Raw genomic sequence first — 18,517 nt, 5'->3', positions numbered from 1 at the left:
CCCAGCCGTAGCCAGGACGCTGTGGTCCAGAATCAGGACATGGACGTCCCCAAGCTGCTGGAGACCGCCTCCCTGCTGGTCCCCGAAGAGATCGCCACCGAGAACGACATCACGATCAACGAGGTCTGGGACTACCTCACCCACGACGAGTGGGAAGTGGCCCTCGGGCTCCTGGAGGAACTCGGCGACATCCACCCGCTCCCGCCCAACTTCTGGGAGACCCTGGCCACGGCGGCCGAGCAGATGCGGTTGGAGAAGAGCGCGGCCTGGTGCCACTGGCGCTGCTACGAAACCCGCAACGGCATCATCCGAGCCGACCTCGCCCTCCGACCGGCCAGCGAGAGCCGCAGGCAAACGCCCTTCTCCGGAACCGGCGTCCTGCGACCGATGTGGAACATCGGAAACCGAACCCCAACCGGCGAACCGACCCTCAACATCGCCGCGCTCTGGGTGGAGTTCACGCCCTTCCTGGGGCCCGGCGAGCGATCCTCGGTACGACTCGCACCCCTCGACCCCTCGCAGTGGCGTCACCTTCAGCCCGGCCAAACGATCGCCATGCATGAAGACCGGACCGTCGCCGGAACGGCTGTCGTCCTGGAAATCCACGCGCCTACGCCCACGCCCACCACATAGAGCCTGCTGGCCGCCGCTCCCGTTGGTGCAGAGAAGGTCCAGCAGGTACGCGCCGGGACCATCCCCGCGTGCGCGGGGAGCAGAGGGCCAGCACGGGCCCGTGCTGCGGGATAGGGGGACCATCCCCGCGTGCGCGAGGAGCAGGGGCGAGACGGCGGCCGGCTGGTGTACTCCACGGGACCATCCCCGCGTGCGCGGGGAGCAGCCCGGCAGCGCCACGGCGATCCCGTCGTGCGGGGGACCATCCCCGCGTGCGCGGGGAGCAGGCGGGGCCCTCATCGCGGCCTTCTGCGCCTTCGGGACCATCCCCGCGTGCGCGGGGAGCAGTTGATGCCGCCTACCGCGAGCGCGCCCACCTCGGGACCATCCCCGCGTGCGCGGGGAGCAGCGTAGTGATCGTGGATCAGGGCCAGGCTCGCCGGGACCATCCCCGCGTGCGCGGGGAGCAGCCCATGTGGGTCGTCGTGAGCTTGGTCAGGGCGGGACCATCCCCGCGTGCGCGGGGAGCAGGATGCCGAGCATCGCCGCTTCGAGCACCCTCAGGGGACCATCCCCGCGTGCGCGGGGAGCAGGCTTCCTTGCAGCGTTGGACGGCGCGCCACGCGGGACCATCCCCGCGTGCGCGGGGAGCAGCCGCGTCGCCAGGCGGGACACCCTCGCCTAGGGGGACCATCCCCGCGTGCGCGGGGAGCAGCACAGGTTCCGGATGTCCTCTCCGGCCTCGACGGGACCATCCCCGCGTGCGCGGGGAGCAGGTGAAGCAGGTGGATGGCTGGCCCCGACGAGAGGGACCATCCCCGCGTGCGCGGGGAGCAGGGGAAGTGACCTGGGGTTTTAGGGGCGCACGGAGCGGTTTTTACTTACTAGTTGAGATTCCGGCATTTCGGGCGAACTGCTCACGTCGGGTCGCCCTTCCCTCGGGCTCGGCTGCGGGGACATCGGGTGAGGGGACCAGCATGGCGCAGCGGGGGGCTCGCCGATGGCACATCGCTGGGCGGGGCGTCAGAAGAACACCGAGCGCCGCTCGACGAGCAGTTCGTACAGGGAGTGCTGGATCGTCTCGCGGACCTGGTCGGTGAGGTTGAAGACGAGCATCGGGTCGTCCGCGGCCTCCGGCGCGTAGCCGTCCGTGGGGATCGGCTCGCCGAACTGGATGGTCCACTTCGTGGGCAGCGGGATCAGGCCGAGCGGGCCGAGCCAGGGGAAGGTCGGCGTCAGCGGGAAGTACGGGATGCCCAGCAGGCGGGCCATGGTGCGGGAGTTGCCGAGCATCGGGTAGGTCTCCTCGGCGCCCACCACGGAGCACGGCACGATCGGCACGCCCGTCCGCAGCGCGGTCGCCACGAACCCGCCGCGTCCGAACCGCTGGAGCTTGTAGCGCTCGGAGAACGGCTTCCCGATGCCCTTGAAGCCCTCCGGCATGACGCCGACCACCTCGCCGCGCTCCAGCAGCAGTTGGGCGTCCTCCGCGCAGGCCAGGGTGTGGCCGGCCTTCCGGGCCAGCTCGCTGACCAGCGGCAGCACGAAGACCAGGTCGGCGGCGAGCAGCCGCAGATGGCGGCCGGCCGGGTGGTGGTCGTGGACGGCCACCTGCGTCATCAGGGCATCGATCGGCAGCGTGCCGGAGTGGTTGGACACCACCAGCGCCCCGCCCTCGGACGGGATGTTCTCGATGCCCCTGACCTCGACCCGGAAGTACCCCTCGTACATCGGGCGCAGCAGGGACATCAGCACCTGGTCGGTCAGCTCGGCGTCGAAGCCGAACTCGTCCACCTCGTAGTCGCCGGTGAGCCGGCGCCGCAGGAACGCGAGCCCCGACGCGGCGCGGCGCTCCCAGGAGCCGCCCAGCAGCCGGTCGGCGACCGCGCCCAGCGCGGCCGTGAGCCCGTCCGCCGCCTCCGTGGGCCGCCCGGGGGCGGTGCCGGACGACGGGTCCGGCGCGGGAGCGTCGGCCGAAGCGCCCGTGGCGCCCGCCTCACCACCCCGCGTGGCGCTCTCCGCACCCGTGGCGCCCTCCGGGCCTCCCAGCGGCGCTGAGGTGCCCTCCACGCCCTCCGCGCCCTCGGCACCCTCCGCGGCCCCCAGAGACCGCTCCTCGGGCTGCTGCTCGGGCGCCTCCCCGGGCCGCTCCTCGGGCCGCGCGCCCGCCTGCGCCGGGATGGCCCCACCGGTGCCCTGAGCGCCCTGAGCACCCGCCTGCCCCGCCTCCGCCGCCGGCACAGCACCCAGCGGCCCGGAAGCCGCCGAGGAAGCCGCCCCGGCCCCCGCGTCCTCCGCCGTGGCCGGGGCCTGAGCCCCGCCCGGCTGGGCCGACGGCGGCTGACGGCGCTGCTGCGCCCGTGACCGCGCCCGCGACCGGCCGGCGCGCCGGCGCGGGTCCTCCCCGAACGGGATGACCTTCGCGTCCGTCATGACATCTGCTCCTTGCGCTGCGCGCGGGCGGCCGCCGCGTCGGCGACGTCCGCGACCCGGGCGGCCGCCGCGTCCACGACACCCGCGACGCGCTCCGGCGGCATGAGGCCCGGCCCGCGGCTGCGGGCGAAGTCGTGGAAGGTCTCCGCCGTGGTGTACGCGGGGGTGAAGCCCAGCACCTCCCGCATCTGCGCGGTGTCGACCACCCGGCCGTGGGTGAGCAGCCGGATCTGCTCGGCGGAGAAGTCCGTCAGCCCGGCCGTCCGGAGCATCCGCCCCACCCACGTCACCGCCGGCAGCAGCACCGGCACCGTCGGACGGCCCAGCCGGCGCGCCGTCTGGGACAGCAGCAGCACACCGTCACCGGCCACGTTGAACGTGCCGCTGTTGAGCGTGCCGCGCCGCGGCTCGGTCGCCGCCACCAGCAGCACCTCGACCACGTCGTCCTCGTGGACGAACTGGAGGCGCGGGTCGTAGCCCAGGACCGTCGGCAGCACCGGCAGGTCGAAGTACTCGGCCAGCGGCGTGTCCGCGTTCGGCCCGAGGATGTTGGCGAACCGCAGCACCGCCACGGCCACGTCGGGCCGGCGCCGGGCGAACCCGCGCACGTAGCCCTCGACCTCGACCGCGTCCTTCGCGAAGCCGCCGCTGGGCAGCGACTTGACCGGCGTGGTCTCCGTGAACACCGCCGGGTCGCGCGGCGCCGACCCGTACACGCTCGTCGTGGACTTCACCACCAGCCGGCCGACCGACGGCGCCTTCTGGCACGCGCCCAGCAGCTGCATGGTGCCGATGACGTTGGTCTCCTTGGCCTGCGTGCGCCCGCCGGACCCCAGCGGTGTCCCGCTGACGTCCAGGTGGACCACCGTGTCCACCCCGGCGCGCGCCAGCACCTTGCCGATCACCGGCTGCCGGATGTCGGCCCGGACGAACTCGGCGTCCCCCAGATCGTGCTCCGGCGGCTCCACGTCCACGGCGATCACCCGCGACACCTCGGGCACCCGCTGCACCCGGCGGACGAACCGGCCGCCGAGCTGCCGCGCCGCCCCCGTGACCAACACCACCTTGCCCACGTTCAGCCTTCCTGGGGCGATCGATGCCGGGACTCAAGCCACCGTACCCCCGCCCGCCCGCGCGAGCGGCGCCGAAACGCGCCCCGCAACACCCCCGACACGCTCCGACGCGCCCCCAGGCCACCCCGTCGCGCCTCCGTTGCGTCTCCCTTCAGCCTCCGTTCCGCCCCGGGCCCAGCACCACCCCGTTCCGCCCGCAGAACAGCCGCGGAACAGCCGCGGAACAGCCACAGCCCAGCCGCGGAACCCCGGAAACGCCACTGCCCCCCTCCAGCCGCCCGGAAGGGCGGAGGAGGGGGGCAGCAGAGCGGCGCTACCGCCTACTACTTCTTGTTACGGCGCTGAACACGCGTCCGCTTCAGCAGCTTGCGGTGCTTCTTCTTCGCCATACGCTTGCGCCGCTTCTTGATGACAGAGCCCACGACAACCCTCGCTTCGGTTTCACTCGGTGCGGGGCGTCCGAGCCCACACGACCTACGTCGGCCTAGCCTACCCGCCCTCGGGGGACGAGTGTGAACCGAGGCCCACTCGGTCGGTCACCGGCCCGTTACCGGACCGTCCGGCACAGCTCAGGCAGATTCCACCCCCACATAGGACTCCCGCAGGTAGTCGTGCACGGCCTGCTCCGGAACCCGGAAGGACCGCCCCACCCGGATCGCCGGAAGGTGGCCGCTGTGCACCAGGCGGTACACGGTCATCTTCGACACCCGCATGACCGCCGCAACTTCGGCGACGGTGAGGAAAACGACCTCGTTGAGAGGTCGGCTTTCAGTTACAGCCATGACACACCTGAACCTTCCGCACATGACGGCCACCGGCTTCCCCTCCGGCGACAACGAGACTGGCATGTGCGCTCCCCCACAGATTAGGGGCGGATGATGCAAGTGGGGAAGAGGAGTTGCGAAGGGTTGACTCACGTCCGCTACTGTGCGAGCCAGGCCCGCTGGAGCACATAACGCGTCACCGGACGGTACGCGTCCGAGGTCGCGCCGTCGTGCACCGGTACCGCCACGGACACTCTTCCCTCCGCCTCCGCGACGAACACCGCGGGGTCGTCGGTGTCCGCCAGGGCAATCGCCTCGATGCCCAACTGCGCAGCTCCGCAGGCGAATCCGTGATCGCCGACGACCAGCTGCGGCAGCCGTCCGGCCTGCTCGGCCGCCGCCGCCAGGGCGGCCCGCACCGGCAGCGCCGAGTGGGTGTGCGCGCCCCGCTCCGCGCCGTCCCCGCGCGCCAGGGCGACCCCGCCGACGTAGCCGAGGCGGTGCGGCCGTACGCCGAACTGCGTGGACATCCGCATGCAGCGACCGTAGGCCGGGGTGAGCACAGAGCACCCCGCCGCCGACAGCGCGGCGGCCAAAGTTGCGTAGAAGCCGAGGAGGCGGTGTGGATGTCCTGTGCCCAAAAGCACCGGCGCGCGGTCGTGCGCGGCCCGCGCCAACCGCTCCGCGAAGGACTCCAGCGCCGCGAGCGTACGATCCGGGTCGATCTCGTCCGCGCCCGAGCGCCGCAGCGGGTCCGCCGACACCCCGCACCGGTCGGCCATCAGCCGCAGCAGCTCGTCCGCGTCCCACTCCCCGGCCGGGTCCAGCCCGTACATCTGCCTCGGGTCCCGGGCCGCGAACAGCCGATACGCCGCGAGGCTCTCCTCCCGCGCCCTCGGCACCGCGCCGGCCAGGCCCGACGCCACCAGATGCGCGCGCAGCGCGCCCACACTCACCACGCCGCCGATCCTGCCCGCGCCGGCCCGCCCCGCGCACGGCCAACCCCCGGAATCACCCCTCCGTGGCGGCCCGCCACCCCCGCTCGGGGGAGCGACGCCGAACCGCGGCCCGCCCAGCGCCACCGCCGACAGCACCACGGAGCCCAGCGCCACCGCGCCACCGCCGACGACGACGCGGCACCACGGGCCCCGAGAAGGCCGTACGAGGCCCCACAGCCCTCCCGCGCCCTGCGGAGGGGGTGCTTTGCGGCGGCACGTCCCTGCGGCGCGCGCCCTACGGCAGCAGCCCGTGCAGCGGGAACACCGACCGCCTGGTGGCCAGGATCGCCTGGTCCAGGCGCGAGGCCGGGTCGTAGCCGCCGTCCTCGAAGTCCTCCCAGCGCGGCCGCAGCCCGTCCGTCATCCGCAGCGGCCCCTGCTGCCGGGTCAGCGCGTAGACCTCCTCACGCCACTCCCCCGGCACCCGTGCCTCCGGCGCCACCGGCACCCCCGCCGCGATCCCCACGAGGTGCGTCCAGGTGCGGGGCACCACGTCCACCACCGCGTAGCCGCCGCCGCCCAGCGCCACCCAGCGGCCCTCCGCGTGCTCGTGCGCCAGCGCGTGGCAGGCCTCGGCGGCCAGCCGCTGCGCGTCGAGCGACACCGCCAGATGCGCCAGCGGGTCCTCCACGTGCGTGTCCGCGCCGTGCTGCGAGACCAGCACCTGCGGCCGGAACGCCGCCACCAGCTCCGGCACCACCGCGTGGAAGGCCCGCAGCCACCCGGCGTCCCCCGTCCCGGCCGGCAGTGCCACGTTCGCCGCGCCGCCCTCCGCCTCAGGGCCGCCCGTCTCCTCCGGCCAGCCGGTCTGCGGGAAGAGCGTGCGCGGGCTCTCGTGCAGCGACACCGTCAGCACCCTCGGGTCGTCCCAGAACGCCGCCTGCACCCCGTCCCCGTGGTGCACGTCGACGTCCACGTACGCCACCCGCTGCACACCGAGCTCCAGCAGCCGCGCCACCGCCAGCGCCGCGTCGTTGTAGACGCAGAACCCCGCCGCCCGGCCCGGCATCGCGTGGTGCAGCCCGCCGCTGAAGTTCACCGCGTGCAGCGCCTCACCCCGCCACACCGCCTCGGCCGCCGCCACCGACTGCCCCGCGATCAGCGCCGACGCCTCGTGCATCCCGGGGAAGGCCGGGTTGTCCTCCGTGCCGAGGCCGAACTCCGCCAGGTCGACGGCGGCCGCCGGATCGGCCGACGCCCGCCGTACCGCCGCCACGTACTCCGGCCGGTGCACCAGCTCCAGCGTCGAGTCGCCGGCCGCCGGCGCCGCCACCAGCCGCAGCGCCCCGTCCAGGCCGAACGCCCGCACCAGGCTCCGGGTCAGCCGCAACCGCACCGGGTCCATCGGGTGGCCCGGCCCGAAGTCGTACGTCGTGACCTGCTCATCCCACATCAACTGCGTGCGGCCGCTCATGGCCGACACCGTACCCGTCCGCACCCGGCGCGAAGGAGCGCGCGTACAGCAGCGCCGCTCCCACCAGGACCATCGGCAGCACCATCGCACCCCGGTAGCTCCAGGCGTCGCCCACCGCTCCCACCAGCGGTGATCCGACCAGGAACCCGACGTAGTTGAAGATGTTCAGCCGCGCGACCGCCGCGTCGGAGGCGTCGGGGAACATGCGTCCGGCCGCCGCGAAGGTCTGCGGCACGATCACGCTGAGCCCCAGGCCCAGCAGGGTGAAGCCGAGCATCCCTACCCACGGCCCGGGCGCCGCCGCCACCACCGCGAACCCGGCCATGGCCACGACCGTGCCCAGCCGCACCACCGGCACCGCCCCGAACCGCCGCACCCCGCCGTCGCCCACCGAGCGGCCCACCAGCGTCATCACCATGTACACCGCGTACGGCACCGTGGAGAGCTGGTCGGAGCTGTGCAGGGTGTCCTGGAGGTACTTGGCGCTCCAGTTGGAGACGGTCGAGTCGCCGATGTACGCGAACGCCATGACGAGGCACAGCGGCAGAAGCAGCCGCATCACCACCTGCGGGGCGGCCGCGGGCCGTCCCGATCCCTCAGCGCCGGAGGGGCCGGAGGGGCCGGAGGAGCCGGAGGAGCCGGACGCGGCGACGCGGTCGGCAGGGTCGTCGGCACGGTCCGCGTCCCGGTACCAGTGGCTCGCCGCGAGCGTCATCGGGGCCGTCACCAGTGCGAACGGGCCGTAGAGCGCCAGCAGCGAGATGTGCCAGTGCGCGTCCGTCCACGCCAGCGAGGCGCCGACGATCCCGCCGAGGCTGTAGACCGCGTGGAAGCCGAGCATGATGCTCTGCCCGTACTCCCGTTGGAGGCTCACGCCGAGCATGTTCATCGACGCGTCCAGGCCGCCGACGCACACCCCGAACAGGGCCAGTGCCACCGCCGCCGCCCACAGCCGGTCCCCGGCGCCGAGGCCGGCCAGCACCAGTGCCACCGCGGGCTGCACCCAGCGCAGCACGACCGTGGGCCGGACCCGTCGCACCAGTTGCTCGGTCACCGCGCTGCCGACGCCGGCCAGCACCGGTACGGCCGCGAGGAAGACCGGGAGCAGGCCGTCACCGATGCCGTAGCGGTCCTGGATCGCCGGGATACGGGTGACCAGCAGGGCGAAGAGCGCGCCCTGGGCGAAGAAGCTCACGCCCAGGGCGGCACGGCCGTACCGCAGAGCCGGCGGGCGGGCTGCCTCCATAAGCGAGGAGGGTAGGGGCGGAGGCTACGGATGAGTAGCCCCCCGACGGCACCTGACAGCAGCCGCTTCCCGTGGGTCGGGGTTACCGGTCCTGGAGGCCGAGCAGCTCGGGGAGCTCGGCCATGGTGGCGAACACGGCCTCCGCGTCGGCGAGTTTGGCGGCAGGGGTCATCGCGGTGAACCCGAACACCGTCATACCGGCCGCGGTGCCGGCCTGGACGCCGAGCAGGCTGTCCTCCACGACGGCACACCGGGCCGGCGCCACGCCCAGGCTCTCGGCGGCGTGCAGGAAGAGGTCGGGGGCCGGCTTGCCACGGCCGACGTCCTGGGCCGAGAAGATCCGGTCCTCGCCGAACCGGTCGTAGAGCCCGGTCTTCCGCAGCGCCACCCTGATCCGCTCGTGGCTGCCCGACGAGGCCAGGCAGTACGGCACCCCGGCCGCCGCCAGCCGGTCCAGCACCGCGGCCGCCCCGGGCACGGGCGTCAGCTCCCGCTCGAACGCAGCGAAGACCCGCGCGTGGAAGGTGTCGTCGAAGCCGGCCGGCAGCTGCTCGCCGGAGCGTTCACGCACGGTGTCGTGGATACGGTGGACGGCCGCACCCATGTAGTCGCGGATCGAGTCCTCGTAGCTGGTGGGGTGCCCGACCTCGGTCAGGTACTCGGCGAGGATGCGGTTGGAGATGGGCTCGCTGTCCACGAGCACACCGTCGTTGTCGAAAATGACCAGGTCGTACTGCACGGCCTCACGGTACCTGGTGGGTGAACGCAAAAAAGCGTCAGCCCCCGTACTTCAGAAGTACGGGGGCTGACGCTGAATGATTGTTCGGCGGCGTCCTACTCTCCCACAGGGTCCCCCCTGCAGTACCATCGGCGCTGAAAGGCTTAGCTTCCGGGTTCGGAATGTAACCGGGCGTTTCCCTCTCGCTATGACCACCGAAACTCTATCGGGCCACCCCCATCACACAGGGGCGTCGACAAGGCTCCAGGAACCAGCACGATCTTCAATTAACCAGTTCACCGGTGCGACCTTTCGCAACCCGGGAACCAAACAGTGGACGCGAGCATACATGGACAATCCCTCGGCCTATTAGTACCGGTCAGCTCCACACCTCACGGTGCTTCCACATCCGGCCTATCAACCCAGTCGTCTACTGGGAGCCTTACCCCCTCAAGGGGGTGGGAGTCCTCATCTCGAAGCAGGCTTCCCGCTTAGATGCTTTCAGCGGTTATCCCTCCCGAACGTAGCCAACCAGCCATGCCCTTGGCAGAACAACTGGCACACCAGAGGTCCGTCCGTCCCGGTCCTCTCGTACTAGGGACAGCCCTTCTCAAGACTCCAACGCGCGCAGCGGATAGGGACCGAACTGTCTCACGACGTTCTAAACCCAGCTCGCGTACCGCTTTAATGGGCGAACAGCCCAACCCTTGGGACCGACTCCAGCCCCAGGATGCGACGAGCCGACATCGAGGTGCCAAACCATCCCGTCGATATGGACTCTTGGGGAAGATCAGCCTGTTATCCCCGGGGTACCTTTTATCCGTTGAGCGACGGCGCTTCCACAAGCCACCGCCGGATCACTAGTCCCTACTTTCGTACCTGCTCGACCCGTCAGTCTCACAGTCAAGCTCCCTTGTGCACTTACACTCACCACCTGATTGCCAACCAGGCTGAGGGAACCTTTGGGCGCCTCCGTTACCCTTTAGGAGGCAACCGCCCCAGTTAAACTACCCACCAGACACTGTCCCTGATCCGGATCACGGACCGAGGTTAGACATCCAGCACGACCAGAGTGGTATTTCAACAGCGACTCCACCACGGCTGGCGCCATGGTCTCACAGTCTCCCACCTATCCTACACAAGCCGAACCGAACACCAATATCAAGCTATAGTAAAGGTCCCGGGGTCTTTCCGTCCTGCTGCGCGAAACGAGCATCTTTACTCGTAGTGCAATTTCACCGGGCCTATGGTTGAGACAGTCGAGAAGTCGTTACGCCATTCGTGCAGGTCGGAACTTACCCGACAAGGAATTTCGCTACCTTAGGATGGTTATAGTTACCACCGCCGTTTACTGGCGCTTAAGTTCTCAGCTTCGCCACACCGAAATGTGACTAACCGGTCCCCTTAACGTTCCAGCACCGGGCAGGCGTCAGTCCGTATACATCGCCTTACGGCTTCGCACGGACCTGTGTTTTTAGTAAACAGTCGCTTCTCGCTGGTCTCTGCGGCCACCCCCAGCTCAGAGCGCAAGGCCCATCACCAGGAATGGCCCCCCTTCTCCCGAAGTTACGGGGGCATTTTGCCGAGTTCCTTAACCATAGTTCACCCGAACGCCTCGGTATTCTCTACCTGACCACCTGAGTCGGTTTAGGGTACGGGCCGCCATGAAACTCGCTAGAGGCTTTTCTCGACAGCATAGGATCATCCACTTCACCACAATCGGCTCGGCATCAGGTCTCACCCTGCATGGACGACGGATTTACCTACCGTCCGGGCTACACCCTTACCCCGGGACAACCACCGCCCGGGCTGGACTACCTTCCTGCGTCACCCCATCACTTACCTACTACCCCCTCGGATCAGCGGCTCCACCACTCCCCATCACTCCGAAGAGATCAAGGGCGGCTTCACGGCCTTAGCATCAGAGGATTCGATACTGGGCGCTTCATAGCGGGTACCGGAATATCAACCGGTTGTCCATCGACTACGCCTGTCGGCCTCGCCTTAGGTCCCGACTTACCCTGGGCAGATCAGCTTGACCCAGGAACCCTTAGTCAATCGGCGCAAACGTTTCCCACGTTTGAATCGCTACTCATGCCTGCATTCTCACTCGTGAACCGTCCACCACTACCTTCCAGTGCGGCTTCACCCGGCACACGACGCTCCCCTACCCATCACAGCCCCCGTTGGGGGTAATGCTGCAATGACACGACTTCGGCGGTATACTTGAGCCCCGCTACATTGTCGGCGCAGAATCACTAGACCAGTGAGCTATTACGCACTCTTTCAAGGGTGGCTGCTTCTAAGCCAACCTCCTGGTTGTCTCTGCGACTCCACATCCTTTCCCACTTAGCATACGCTTAGGGGCCTTAGTCGATGCTCTGGGCTGTTTCCCTCTCGACCATGGAGCTTATCCCCCACAGTCTCACTGCCGCGCTCTCACTTACCGGCATTCGGAGTTTGGCTAAGGTCAGTAACCCGGTAGGGCCCATCGCCTATCCAGTGCTCTACCTCCGGCAAGAAACACACGACGCTGCACCTAAATGCATTTCGGGGAGAACCAGCTATCACGGAGTTTGATTGGCCTTTCACCCCTAACCACAGGTCATCCCCCAGGTTTTCAACCCTGGTGGGTTCGGTCCTCCACACGGTCTTACCCGCGCTTCAACCTGCCCATGGCTAGATCACTCCGCTTCGGGTCTTGAGCGTGCTACTGAAACGCCCTATTCGGACTCGCTTTCGCTACGGCTCCCCCACACGGGTTAACCTCGCAACACACCGCAAACTCGCAGGCTCATTCTTCAAAAGGCACGCAGTCACGACAGTGCATGCAAGCACACACTGCGACGCTCCCACGGCTTGTAGGCACACGGTTTCAGGTACTATTTCACTCCGCTCCCGCGGTACTTTTCACCATTCCCTCACGGTACTATCCGCTATCGGTCACCAGGGAATATTTAGGCTTAACGGGTGGTCCCGCCAGATTCACACAGGATTTCTCGGGCCCTGTGCTACTTGGGTGATCTCCAAGAGAGCCGTACACATTTCAGCTACGGGGTCTTACCCTCTACGCCGGGCCTTTCGCATGCCCTTCGCCTACACATACGGTTTCTGACTCTCCGACCGGCCGGCAGACCGATCAAGGAAACTCCCACAACCCCGCTGACGCAACCCCTGCCGGGTATCACACGCCAACGGTTTGGCCTCATCCGGTTTCGCTCGCCACTACTCCCGGAATCACGGTTGTTTTCTCTTCCTGCGGGTACTGAGATGTTTCACTTCCCCGCGTTCCCTCCACACTGCCTATGAGTTCAGCAGCGGGTGACAGCCCATGACGACTGCCGGGTTTCCCCATTCGGACACCCCCGGATCAAAGCTTGGTTGACAGCTCCCCGGGGCCTATCGTGGCCTCCCACGTCCTTCATCGGTTCCTGGTGCCAAGGCATCCACCGTGCGCCCTTAGTAAATTGGCCACAGATGCTCGCGTCCACTGTTCAGTTCTCAAGCCACGACCGGTCACCCACAAACCACACCCGAAAGCATGATCCGACAGGTCCCGATAACACGAAGGAACACCAACGGCATTCCCTCAGGACCCAACAGCGTGCCCGACACCACCACCCCCGACCCACCGTTCCATACCCCCGAAGAGGTCGTACTAGATCGAGCCGGCGAACCGGCAGTGCCGAATAGTCAACGTTCCACCCATGAGCAACCAGCACCGGACACTCGCCGATGAACTGGCCCCCTGACCACCTTGCGATGGTAGGAAGTGCTCCTTAGAAAGGAGGTGATCCAGCCGCACCTTCCGGTACGGCTACCTTGTTACGACTTCGTCCCAATCGCCAGTCCCACCTTCGACGACTCCCTCCCACAAGGGGTTAGGCCGCCGGCTTCGGGTGTTACCGACTTTCGTGACGTGACGGGCGGTGTGTACAAGGCCCGGGAACGTATTCACCGCAGCAATGCTGATCTGCGATTACTAGCGACTCCGACTTCATGGGGTCGAGTTGCAGACCCCAATCCGAACTGAGACCGGCTTTTTGAGATTCGCTCCACCTCACGGTATCGCAGCTCATTGTACCGGCCATTGTAGCACGTGTGCAGCCCAAGACATAAGGGGCATGATGACTTGACGTCGTCCCCACCTTCCTCCGAGTTGACCCCGGCGGTCTCCTGTGAGTCCCCAGCACCACAAGGGCCTGCTGGCAACACAGGACAAGGGTTGCGCTCGTTGCGGGACTTAACCCAACATCTCACGACACGAGCTGACGACAGCCATGCACCACCTGTACACCAACCACAAGGGGGGCTCTGTCTCCAGAGCTTTCTGGTGTATGTCAAGCCTTGGTAAGGTTCTTCGCGTTGCGTCGAATTAAGCCACATGCTCCGCCGCTTGTGCGGGCCCCCGTCAATTCCTTTGAGTTTTAGCCTTGCGGCCGTACTCCCCAGGCGGGGAACTTAATGCGTTAGCTGCGGCACGGACGACGTGGAATGTCGCCCACACCTAGTTCCCAACGTTTACGGCGTGGACTACCAGGGTATCTAATCCTGTTCGCTCCCCACGCTTTCGCTCCTCAGCGTCAGTATCGGCCCAGAGATCCGCCTTCGCCACCGGTGTTCCTCCTGATATCTGCGCATTTCACCGCTACACCAGGAATTCCGATCTCCCCTACCGAACTCTAGCCTGCCCGTATCGAATGCAGACCCGGAGTTAAGCCCCGGGCTTTCACATCCGACGTGACAAACCGCCTACGAGCTCTTTACGCCCAATAATTCCGGACAACGCTCGCACCCTACGTATTACCGCGGCTGCTGGCACGTAGTTAGCCGGTGCTTCTTCTGCAGGTACCGTCACTTGCGCTTCTTCCCTGCTGAAAGAGGTTTACAACCCGAAGGCCGTCATCCCTCACGCGGCGTCGCTGCATCAGGCTTTCGCCCATTGTGCAATATTCCCCACTGCTGCCTCCCGTAGGAGTCTGGGCCGTGTCTCAGTCCCAGTGTGGCCGGTCGCCCTCTCAGGCCGGCTACCCGTCGTCGCCTTGGTAGGCCATCACCCCACCAACAAGCTGATAGGCCGCGGGCTCATCCTGCACCGCCGGAGCTTTCCACCCGTCCCCATGCGAGGACAGGTCGTATCCGGTATTAGACCCCGTTTCCAGGGCTTGTCCCAGAGTGCAGGGCAGATTGCCCACGTGTTACTCACCCGTTCGCCACTGATCCACCCCGAAGGGCTTCACCGTTCGACTTGCATGTGTTAAGCACGCCGCCAGCGTTCGTCCTGAGCCAGGATCAAACTCTCCGTGAATGCTTCCAGGTAATCCTGGCAACACCCGCGAAAGAGCGGCACAGTCCAACGGAATAAGCCGGACCGTGCACAGCGTCCTCGCTGTGTGTTTTCCTTCAAAGGAACCTCGTCCTCAGAGATGATCTCCGAGAGACGGGGTATCAACATATCTGGCGTTGACTTTTGGCACGCTGTTGAGTTCTCAAGGAACGGACGCTTCCTTCGGTCACCGTCTCCGGCTGCCCTCCGGGCTTTCCCTTCGTGTCTCCGACTCTATCAGACGCTTTCCAGTGTCCGATCCCCGTCGGCGGGGTTTTTCTTTCGTTCTGCGTTTCCGACTCTATCAGACGCTTTCCGGCGCCTGACCCCCGGTCAGCGGGGTCTGTCTTTGTCGTTCTGTTTCCGACTCTATCAGACCCTTTTCAGTGTCTGACCCCCGGTCAGCGGGGCTTGTCTTTCCGGCTGTTGGGCCGTTCCGACGAGTGAGACTTTAGCGGGTGTTCACCGGACGAACCAAATCGGCCGGCTTTCACCTTCCCCTTCCGAAGCGGCCACGGAGATGACAACGGAAGCCCGTGATCATCTCGGATGGTTACTTGCGGATTGGGCTGCCCGGGGACCGACCGGAGTCGGCGCTCACGTCAGGCAACCCGGAGAACCTTACGGACCCGCACCGGCCATGTCAAACCCAGGTGGCGTTCACATCGTGTGCCGTGCGCCACCACGGTGTCGACAGGTCTCGGGGGCCCCGCCGGGCCTTGAAGGGTCTCGCCAGGCCTTGAAGGGCCTCGCCGGGCGGATGTCGGAGCACTTCCCGCCCCCCGTACCCGGGGCTATGCTCGCCGCCATGACCACGCATACGCACGCCTCCCAGTGGTGGGCCGCCTAGAGGCGGCCCCGGAGTCACGTATGCATCCAACGGCCGCCGTCCAGGCGGCCGTTTCTGCGTTCCACCACCGGCTGCTGGGAGCGGCGGTCTCCGACACCACATACAGGAGACAGCGGCCATGGCGCACCGAACGCGCATCTTCAGCGGTATCAAGCCCACCGGACATCTGACCCTGGGGAACTACCTCGGCGCGCTGCGGCGCTGGGCCGAGGAGGACCAGCACCGGGGGGAGGCGCTGTTCTGCGTCGTCGACCTGCACGCGCTCACCGTGGAGCACGATCCGGCGCGGCTGCGGCGGCTGAGCCGTCAGACAGCCGGGCTGCTGCTCGCGGCGGGGCTGGACCCCGCCGTCTGCACCGTCTACGCGCAGAGCCACGTGGACGAGCACACCCGGCTGTCGTACCTGATGGAGTGCGTGGCCACCGACGGCGAGATGCGCCGGATGATCCAGTACAAGGAGAAGGCGCTGCGGGCCCGGGAGACCGCGCAGGGCGTGCGGCTGTCGCTGCTGACGTACCCGGCGCTGATGGCGGCGGACATCCTGGCCTTCGGGGCGACGGAGGTGCCGGTGGGTGAGGACCAGGCGCAGCACGTGGAGCTGGCCCGCGACCTGGCCGAGCGCTTCAACCACCGCTACGGGCCGGTCTTCACCGTGCCCAGGGCCACGGTGCCGCCGGTGGCCGCGCGGGTGATGGACCTCCAGGACCCGACGTCGAAGATGGGCAAGTCGCACGCCTCCACCGCCGGCATGGTCCACCTGCTGGACGAGCCGGAGGCGGTGGCGCGGAAGGTGCGGCGGGCGGTGACCGACAGCGAGCCCGGAGTGTCGTACGACCGGGAGCTGCGGCCCGGGGTGGCGAACCTGCTGGAGATCCTGTCGTCCTGCACCGGCAAGGAGCCGGCCGTGCTCGCCGAGGGGTACGCCGGGATCGGGGCGCTCAAGGCGGACACGGCCGAGGCGGTGGTGGAGCTGCTGCGCCCGCTGCGGGCCCGGCACGCCGAGATCAGCGCGGACCCGTCCCACGTCGACGGCGTGCTGCGGGAGGGCGCCGCGCGGGCGAGGGCGCTGGCGCGGCCGACGGTGGACGCCGCGTACGAGGCGGTCGGGCTGATGGCGCCGGCGTGAAGGGGGCGGAGCGACGGGGAAGGGTGTGACGGGGGACGACACGACGGGGACGGCCCGCCAGCACCGGCGGAGGTGGCGGGACCGTCGGCGTCGAGGGGCCCGCTGGTGTGCCGGGTGGCTTTCGGGCCGCCCGGCACCCACCGTTCACGGCCGCCAGGCCCGCACGGCCGCACGGACTCCACCGCCGTCATGGCACCTTCGCGGCCTTTCGCGGCCTTCACGACCTCGCCGCCGTGACGGCCGTGAGGTCCGTGAGGTCCGTGAGGTCCGTGACGGCCTCCACCGTCAGTCCTGGGGGGCGAGTTCGCGGCTGCGGTCGCGGGCCGCCTCCAGCGCGGCGATCATCGCGGCGCGCACCCCGTGCTTCTCCAGCTCGCGGATGGCGTTGATGGTGGTGCCGGCCGGGGAGGTGACGGCCTCGCGGAGCTTGACCGGGTGCTCGCCGCTGTCGCGGAGCATGACGGCGGCGCCGATCGCGGACTGCACGATGAGGTCGTGGGCCTGGGCGCGGGGCAGCCCGAGCAGGATTCCCGCGTCGGTCATGGCCTCGACCAGGAAGTAGAAGTACGCGGGGCCGGAGCCGGACAACGCGGTGGCGGCGTCCTGCTGCTTCTCGGGCACCCGCAGGGTCTTGCCGACCGGCTGGAAGATCGCCTCGGTGCGGGCCAGGTGGGCCTCGCCGGCGTGGCGGCCGGCGGAGATCACCGACATGCCCTCGTCCACCAGGACCGGGGTGTTGGGCATCACGCGGACCACGGGGGTGCCCTCGGCGAGGCGCTTCTCGAAGAAGGCGGTCGGCACGCCGGCGGCGGCGCTGATGACGAGCCGGTCGGGGTCGAGGTGCGGGGCCAGCTCGTCGACGAGGGCGGCCATGTCCTGCGGCTTGACGGCCAGGATCAGCGTGTCCGCGGCCTTCGCGGCGAACGCGTTGTCGACGGCCTCGACGCCGTACCGCTCGCGCAGCTCCGCAGCGCGCTCCGGGCGACGGGCGGTGACGAGGAGGTCCTCGGGGGCCCAGCCCGCGTTGATCATGCCGGAGAGCAGGGCCTCGCCGATCTTGCCGGTACCGAGGACGGCGACCTTGCCGGCGGCGTGCGACGCGGCGCCCGGCGCCTCCGGGGCTGGGGCCGGGGCACCGCCCGGCACGGCGGCGGACGGCGCGCCGGGCGTGGGGGCGTCGCGGGGGTCGAGGTCACGGCGGCTCACCTCTTGCGGGTGGGGGCGGAACGCGCGTCGGCACGCGCGTCTTTCGGCCATCCTCGCAGGGCGGGCGGCGGCGCGCGGGCAGCGTCCACGGTGCGGTCAGGGCGGGTTCGCGCCGCCCGGCCGCCGGTGGCCGCAGAGCCGCCCCCGGGGTGTACGAGGGCGGCTCCGGGCCGGCCCCGGGGCGGACCACCGCGGCTCCGGGTGGGGTGGGGGGCGGCTCAGGGTCATCCCCTATGGCGTGCGGTACGCGGCGGGGCGACCGTTGCCGTATGAGTCGTACATCGCGTGACATCGCTGGATCGGGCGCGGATCGGCGGAACCTGGCGCTGGCCTCGGTGACCTTGGGGCCCTGGCGGCCGGCGGCCGTCGTCGGCGCGCTCGGCGGCGCGGTGTCGCTGGGGCTCCACCTCGTACAGGGCCACTTCGGGCTGGGCGTCCTCGCCGGCACGCTGACGACCGGCGCGCTGCTCTTCTTCTGCGTGGGCGGCGTGGGTTCGGTGCTCGGCTACTCCTCGGCCGGCGGTCGCGGCGACCACCGGATCAGGCGCTGGGCGCGCTCGCACCCGTGGCGGGTGGCCGCGGTACCGGCCGGGCTGATGTTCGCGACGGACCTGGTGGTGCGGCAGGTCCTCACCAGCCAGGGCTTCTTCGGCACCATCTGGACGGGGCTGTGGCACGGGGCCGTGGTCGGCGCGGTGGTCGGCCTGGCGGGCACGCTGGGGGCGTCCCGGCGCTGACGTACCGGCGCTGA

Annotated in this window: 12 protein-coding genes, 3 rRNA genes and 1 CRISPR repeat array; of the genes, 3 read left to right on the top strand and 12 right to left on the bottom strand. The window is 68.8% G+C overall.

Annotated features, from left to right (window positions below; all coding sequences use genetic code 11):
• The first annotated feature begins 39 nt into the window (after positions 1 to 39).
• A complete protein-coding gene (locus BS72_RS18990; protein WP_037916635.1) occupies positions 40 to 633 on the top strand; it encodes a hypothetical protein in 594 nt (197 codons plus the stop codon).
• Positions 634 to 687: 54 nt separating this feature from the next.
• Positions 688 to 1,449: a CRISPR direct-repeat array (repeat unit 29 nt; unit sequence GGGACCATCCCCGCGTGCGCGGGGAGCAG).
• A 186-nt stretch (positions 1,450 to 1,635) separates the two neighbouring features.
• Here BS72_RS18990 and BS72_RS18985 read toward each other — a convergent pair.
• The 11 genes from BS72_RS18985 to BS72_RS18940 form a co-directional block, all read right to left on the bottom strand.
• The gene (locus BS72_RS18985; protein ID WP_051951966.1) at positions 1,636 to 2,793 is read right to left on the bottom strand and encodes a lysophospholipid acyltransferase family protein; all 1,158 of its coding nucleotides are present in this window, start codon (positions 2,791 to 2,793) and stop codon (positions 1,636 to 1,638) included.
• A gap of 248 nt (positions 2,794 to 3,041) precedes the next feature.
• Positions 3,042 to 4,118, bottom strand: a complete 1,077-nt coding sequence (locus BS72_RS18980; RefSeq protein WP_037912097.1) for an NAD-dependent epimerase/dehydratase family protein — start codon at positions 4,116 to 4,118, stop codon at positions 3,042 to 3,044.
• A gap of 323 nt (positions 4,119 to 4,441) precedes the next feature.
• Positions 4,442 to 4,540, bottom strand: a complete 99-nt coding sequence (locus tag BS72_RS34335; protein ID WP_003948845.1) for a 30S ribosomal protein bS22 — start codon at positions 4,538 to 4,540, stop codon at positions 4,442 to 4,444.
• Between the two features lie 147 nt (positions 4,541 to 4,687).
• Positions 4,688 to 4,900 (bottom strand): helix-turn-helix domain-containing protein, encoded by a 213-nt coding sequence (locus BS72_RS18975; RefSeq protein WP_069461998.1) that lies wholly within the window; start codon positions 4,898 to 4,900, stop codon positions 4,688 to 4,690.
• Between the two features lie 140 nt (positions 4,901 to 5,040).
• Complete coding sequence (locus tag BS72_RS18970) at positions 5,041 to 5,841, bottom strand: phosphatase (RefSeq protein ID WP_037912096.1); 801 nt, start codon at positions 5,839 to 5,841, stop codon at positions 5,041 to 5,043.
• Positions 5,842 to 6,115: 274 nt separating this feature from the next.
• Positions 6,116 to 7,294 carry an acetoin utilization protein AcuC gene (locus BS72_RS18965; protein ID WP_037912094.1) on the bottom strand — a complete coding sequence of 393 codons (1,179 nt, stop codon included), beginning with the start codon at positions 7,292 to 7,294 and terminating at the stop codon, positions 6,116 to 6,118.
• Entirely contained in the window at positions 7,263 to 8,540 is a 1,278-nt protein-coding gene (locus BS72_RS18960) for an MFS transporter (protein ID WP_037912092.1), read from the bottom strand. Before BS72_RS18960 ends, BS72_RS18965 begins: the two co-directional genes overlap by 32 nt.
• 82 nt (positions 8,541 to 8,622) lie before the next feature.
• Positions 8,623 to 9,279 (bottom strand): HAD family hydrolase, encoded by a 657-nt coding sequence (locus BS72_RS18955; RefSeq protein WP_037912090.1) that lies wholly within the window; start codon positions 9,277 to 9,279, stop codon positions 8,623 to 8,625.
• Positions 9,280 to 9,361: 82 nt separating this feature from the next.
• A 5S ribosomal RNA gene (gene rrf / locus BS72_RS18950) occupies positions 9,362 to 9,478 on the bottom strand.
• 129 nt (positions 9,479 to 9,607) lie between these two features.
• Positions 9,608 to 12,731 (bottom strand): 23S ribosomal RNA (locus BS72_RS18945).
• Positions 12,732 to 13,041: 310 nt separating this feature from the next.
• Positions 13,042 to 14,566 (bottom strand): 16S ribosomal RNA (locus BS72_RS18940).
• Together the 16S, 23S and 5S rRNA genes form the textbook arrangement of a ribosomal RNA operon.
• A gap of 986 nt (positions 14,567 to 15,552) precedes the next feature.
• Between BS72_RS18940 and trpS the strand changes: the two genes are divergently transcribed.
• On the top strand, positions 15,553 to 16,560 hold the full coding sequence (gene trpS, locus BS72_RS18935; protein ID WP_037912088.1) for a tryptophan--tRNA ligase: 1,008 nt from the start codon (positions 15,553 to 15,555) through the stop codon (positions 16,558 to 16,560).
• 285 nt (positions 16,561 to 16,845) lie between these two features.
• On the opposite strand, the gene proC is transcribed toward trpS, so the two are convergent.
• Positions 16,846 to 17,766, bottom strand: coding sequence for a pyrroline-5-carboxylate reductase (proC, locus tag BS72_RS18930; RefSeq protein ID WP_265736801.1), 921 nt, complete (start codon positions 17,764 to 17,766; stop codon positions 16,846 to 16,848).
• A gap of 269 nt (positions 17,767 to 18,035) precedes the next feature.
• Between proC and BS72_RS18925 the strand changes: the two genes are divergently transcribed.
• Positions 18,036 to 18,503 carry a hypothetical protein gene (locus BS72_RS18925; protein ID WP_063836101.1) on the top strand — a complete coding sequence of 156 codons (468 nt, stop codon included), beginning with the start codon at positions 18,036 to 18,038 and terminating at the stop codon, positions 18,501 to 18,503.
• The last annotated feature ends 14 nt before the right edge of the window (positions 18,504 to 18,517 follow it).

Source organism: Actinacidiphila yeochonensis CN732, assembly GCF_000745345.1.
Taxonomy (GTDB): Bacteria; Actinomycetota; Actinomycetes; order Streptomycetales; family Streptomycetaceae; genus Actinacidiphila; species Actinacidiphila yeochonensis.
This window is presented reverse-complemented; position numbering and strand designations above follow the sequence as displayed.